The following is a 4,023-nucleotide window of genomic DNA, read 5'->3' on the forward strand; positions in this document are numbered from 1 at the left end:
CCTTCGGCAGCTCCTACATAATCGACCGTCCAACCGTCCAACCGTCCAACCGTCCAACCGTCCAACCGTCCAACCGATCAACCGATCAACCGATCAACCGATCAACCGTTCAACCGTTCAACCGTTCATACGGTGGCTATGCGGGCCGGTTGCACGGCGGTTTTACGGCCGAGCATCACGGTCGCAATCACCCCGCAGGCAAACACCCAGGTAATCGGCTCGACGTGCTCACCAAAGAACAGCGCCGAGAACGCGATGGTGAAGAAGATCTGCAGCAACTGGATCTGACTGACTCGAGCAATCCCGCCCATGGCCAGTCCGGCATACCAGGCAAAGAACCCGAGAAACTGCGAGAACAGGGCGACGTAGCCAAACGCCCACCAGGCTTTGGTCGAGACCGCGCCTTGATGCTGCAATGCCAAGTACAAAACCGGCCCGATCAATAGCGGCGTCGACAGCACCAGCGCCCAGCAGATCACCTGCCAGCCGCCCATTTCCTTGGCCAACCGGCCACCTTCGGCGTAACCCAGGCCGCCGACCGCAATCGCCCCGAGCATCAACAAATCCCCGGCCTGAATGCTGCCCGCGCCGCTATACAGCGCGTAACCGAGCACCAACGCACTGCCCAATGCCGCGCAGGCCCAGAAGGCTTTTGACGGCCGCTCGTGGGACAGCCATGCCGCGTACAGCGCCACGCACAGCGGTTGCAAGCCATTGACCAATGCGCCGTGGGACGCCGGCAGCGTTTGCATCGCCCACGCCGACAACACCGGGAACCCGAGAATCACCCCGGCGATCACCAGGCTCAGGCCTTTGACCTGTTGCCACGTCGGCCACTTCTCACGACGCCACAACAACAGCAACGCCGCCGGAATCGCCGCGAACAACGCGCGTCCCAAACCGTTGAGCAGCGGATGCAGTTCCTGCACCACGATGCGGGTGAAGGGCAGGGTGAGGCTGAAAATCACCACGCCGAGCAGGCCGAGGGCCATGCCGGTATTTTCGCGCGAGGACATGATGGGGACCAGAATCGTAGGGGTTGAGAGTGACCTCCATCAAGCCATAAACCGGGGGCTTGTGGCTGTTACAGCTAGGCACTTACTTATCCGTACAGTTGCGGGTAATCCCCGCCACGTAGTAGCCCGTTGTTACCCGTCACTGTCGAATAGGTCTACCTTCAATACTCCCAAGCATTTCCCAGAGGAGTCCTCCCCATGGCCGCGAAAAAAATCCTGATGCTGGTTGGCGATTACGTCGAAGACTACGAAGTGATGGTGCCGTTCCAGGCCCTGCAAATGGTCGGGCATACCGTCCACGCCGTGTGCCCGGACAAAGCGGCTGGCAGCACCGTGCGCACCGCGATCCATGACTTTGAAGGCGACCAGACCTACAGTGAAAAACCCGGTCACCTGTTCGCCCTCAACTTCGACTTCGCCAAGGCCCGCGAGGCCGACTATGACGCGCTGTTGATCCCCGGCGGCCGTGCGCCGGAATACCTGCGCCTCAACGACACAGTCCTCGACCTGGTGCGCGCCTTCGACAAGGCCGGCAAACCGATCGCCGCCGTTTGCCACGGCGCACAACTGCTGGCCGCAGCGGGTGTGCTCGAAGGACGCGAGTGTAGCGCCTATCCGGCCTGCGCCCCGGAAGTGCGACTGGCGGGCGGTACGTACATCGACATCGCAGTGACGGATGGCCACGTTCAAGGCAATCTGGCGACAGCCCCGGCATGGCCGGCGCATCCGAACTGGCTGGCCGGTTTCCTTGGCTTGCTCGGCACGAAAATCACCCTGTAAACGAGGTTTCGCCCATGTGCGAGCTCTACGTCAAGGCTGACCCGATTCTCTACGAGTCACGCTCGCGCTCGCTGCGCATCTGCGGCGTAGTGACGACATTGCGCCTGGAAAATCAGTTCTGGGACATCCTCAGCGAGATTGCCGAGGTCGACGGCATGAGCACCAACCAATTGATCGCCAAGCTGTATGAAGAGGTGATGGATTATCGCGGTGAAGTGGTGAATTTTGCCTCGTTCCTGCGCGTGAGTTGCATGCGCTATCTGAGCCAGCGGCGGGTTAGTGTGCCGGCATTGTCGGTGGTGCGGGCGCAGGTGAAATAGTCCAGACCGGGTTGATCCTATCGCTGGCAAGCCAGCTCCCACAGGTATCGTGTGTGCCTCGTACCCTGTGGGAGCGGGCTTGCCCGCGATGGAGCCGGTATAGGCGACAGATTCGCTTGGCTGGTCTTTACTCTGAAGCGCGAAATCCCTCAATCGCCCAGGAGAAACGAGCATGTCCGGATGGTATGAATTGAGTAAAAGCAGCAACGGCCAGTTCCGGTTCGTGCTGAAAGCGGCGAATGCCGAAACGATTCTGACCAGCGAGCTGTACACCACCCGCGCGGCGGCCGATGGCGGCATTGCGTCAGTGCAGAGCAACAGCCCGCTGGATGAACGCTACGAGAAGAAGTCGACCAAGGACGGGCATCCGTACTTCAATCTCAAAGCCGCCAATCACCAGATCATTGGCAGCAGCGAGGCTTATTCCTCGGACGCTGCCTGCGATAAAGGCATCGCCAGCGTCAAGGTCAATGGCCCGACCAAGGTAATCAAAGACAAGACCCTGCCAGTGCTCTGAACATCCCTCTGGTATTCGTGCGCCAAAGCAATGGCGCCCGAATTCTGGCAATATGCCATCATTTTGCGTATCCTTCGCCGCCAATCCATGGAAGGGGCGATCTGAAGAACTCTTTCGTGCGTGTCTGATTTGTTTACCCGCGAGAGTTTTTCCGCTGATGATGCGTTTTTTTGCTGTCCTGACCGTGCTGCTCGGCTTGAGCGGCTGCTACAGCCTGTCCCCGACCCAGATTGATGACGAACTCAGCCCGACCGCCGATTCCGGCGTGGCTTATCTGGTGGGCGTGGTCGGTATCTGGCCGAAGGCCAAATTCGGCGCTCATGACCAGATGCTGATGATCCGCAAACGTGGCAGCGATGACTTCGCCACGGCGCGGTTGCACAACGAGTTTTATGCCCGCACCGAGCGCGACGTGCGCGAGACCGGTCACGGGATCGGCACGCTGTTTGTCATGCCGCTGAAACCCGGACGCTACGAAATCTATAACGTGCGTTTTGATCGCGGCCAGTCGCTGTCGTGGAGCCGTGAAGACTTCACCATTGGCCTGCAACTGGACGCCGGCAAAGCCTATTACATCGGTGATTTCCGCGCTGGCTGTTTGCTTGGTCGCGACATGACGTGCCTGTTTTTGCACAGCGATCACCTTGAGCGCGACGCGGCGCTGGTGCGCGCCAAGTACCCGCAAGTGCCAGGCCTGCAGCGTCTGGACATGCCGAACCTGTACACCGCGACGCCGTTCATCCGCGAAGAAAACGGCCCCAGCGCCTCTGTTTATAAAGCCATGCTGTCAGGAAAACTCTAATGCGTATTCATGCTCTGTTACTCGGAATGCTCTTGCTGCTGGGCGGCTGTCAGACCACCCACAGTCTGAAGACACCGGAGGTCGATTACAGCGAACGCTTGCCGGCGATCAGCGTCAACGTCATCGGGCTGCCGAGCTGGATGCTGCGCGACGAATTGCGCCATCGCGGCACCTTCGACGAGGTCAAGGCTGGACGCAGCGAGGACGGTTACAACGTGCTGGTGATCGCCAACAGCGACATCGGCGGCTTGCAGCCACAGATGTTTTTGAGCGCCTTGACGATGTTCATTGTGCCGGTGCCGGTCAGTTGGGACAGCACGGTGGTATTCAGCCTCAGCCACGGCAAGGAAGTGTTGGGTGTGTACGCGGTGAACAACCATTCCAGCGCCTGGCGTGGTCTGGTCAATCCGTCTGGAGGCCAGATGGAGCATGTGCGTCTGATCAGTGATGCGTTTATCGCGCAGGTGCTCAAGGATCAGCCGTTCAACCGCGAAGCCATGCAACGCGCCGCCAGCCTCTGAGCACCGATAATGTAGGCGCTGCCGCAGGCTGCGATCTTTTGATTCTGTTTTCAAGATCAAAAGATCG

Annotated in this window: 6 protein-coding genes; 5 read left to right on the top strand and 1 reads right to left on the bottom strand. The window is 59.6% G+C overall.

The genetic code is table 11. The annotated features are described in order from the left end of the window. Nucleotides 1-125: 125 nt before the first annotated feature. Nucleotides 126-1,016, bottom strand: a complete 891-nt coding sequence (locus PMI37_RS17355) for a DMT family transporter (protein ID WP_008083138.1) — start codon at nt 1,014-1,016, stop codon at nt 126-128. A 198-nt stretch (nt 1,017-1,214) separates the two neighbouring features. On the opposite strand from PMI37_RS17355, the gene PMI37_RS17360 reads away from it, so the two are divergent. The 5 genes from PMI37_RS17360 (at nt 1,215) to PMI37_RS17380 (ending at nt 3,956) form a co-directional block, all read left to right on the top strand. Then, nucleotides 1,215-1,796 (top strand): DJ-1/PfpI family protein, encoded by a 582-nt coding sequence (locus tag PMI37_RS17360; RefSeq protein ID WP_008083139.1) that lies wholly within the window; start codon nt 1,215-1,217, stop codon nt 1,794-1,796. 14 nt (nt 1,797-1,810) lie between these two features. Beyond that, a complete protein-coding gene (locus PMI37_RS17365) occupies nt 1,811-2,116 on the top strand; it encodes a ribbon-helix-helix domain-containing protein (RefSeq protein WP_008083141.1) in 306 nt (101 codons plus the stop codon). Nucleotides 2,117-2,288: 172 nt separating this feature from the next. Continuing rightward, the gene (locus tag PMI37_RS17370) at nt 2,289-2,633 is read left to right on the top strand and encodes a YegP family protein (RefSeq protein ID WP_008083142.1); all 345 of its coding nucleotides are present in this window, start codon (nt 2,289-2,291) and stop codon (nt 2,631-2,633) included. 157 nt (nt 2,634-2,790) lie between these two features. Continuing rightward, on the top strand, nt 2,791-3,435 hold the full coding sequence (locus PMI37_RS17375; protein WP_008083144.1) for a hypothetical protein: 645 nt from the start codon (nt 2,791-2,793) through the stop codon (nt 3,433-3,435). Next, on the top strand, nt 3,435-3,956 hold the full coding sequence (locus tag PMI37_RS17380; protein WP_008083146.1) for a hypothetical protein: 522 nt from the start codon (nt 3,435-3,437) through the stop codon (nt 3,954-3,956). Before PMI37_RS17375 ends, PMI37_RS17380 begins: the two co-directional genes overlap by 1 nt. The last annotated feature ends 67 nt before the right edge of the window (nt 3,957-4,023 follow it).

The organism is Pseudomonas sp. GM80 (genome assembly GCF_000282515.1).
Taxonomy (GTDB): Bacteria; Pseudomonadota; Gammaproteobacteria; order Pseudomonadales; family Pseudomonadaceae; genus Aquipseudomonas.

What these genes read in the sequence shown, in the direction of transcription:
- PMI37_RS17375 (WP_008083144.1), top strand. Translation starts at nt 2,791, where the DNA reads ATGATGCGTTTTTTTGCTGTCCTGACCGTGCTGCTCGGCTTGAGCGGC.
- PMI37_RS17380 (WP_008083146.1), top strand. Translation starts at nt 3,435, where the DNA reads ATGCGTATTCATGCTCTGTTACTCGGAATGCTCTTGCTGCTGGGCGGC.
- PMI37_RS17355 (WP_008083138.1), bottom strand. Translation starts at nt 1,016, where the DNA reads ATGTCCTCGCGCGAAAATACCGGCATGGCCCTCGGCCTGCTCGGCGTG.
- PMI37_RS17360 (WP_008083139.1), top strand. Translation starts at nt 1,215, where the DNA reads ATGGCCGCGAAAAAAATCCTGATGCTGGTTGGCGATTACGTCGAAGAC.
- PMI37_RS17370 (WP_008083142.1), top strand. Translation starts at nt 2,289, where the DNA reads ATGTCCGGATGGTATGAATTGAGTAAAAGCAGCAACGGCCAGTTCCGG.
- PMI37_RS17365 (WP_008083141.1), top strand. Translation starts at nt 1,811, where the DNA reads ATGTGCGAGCTCTACGTCAAGGCTGACCCGATTCTCTACGAGTCACGC.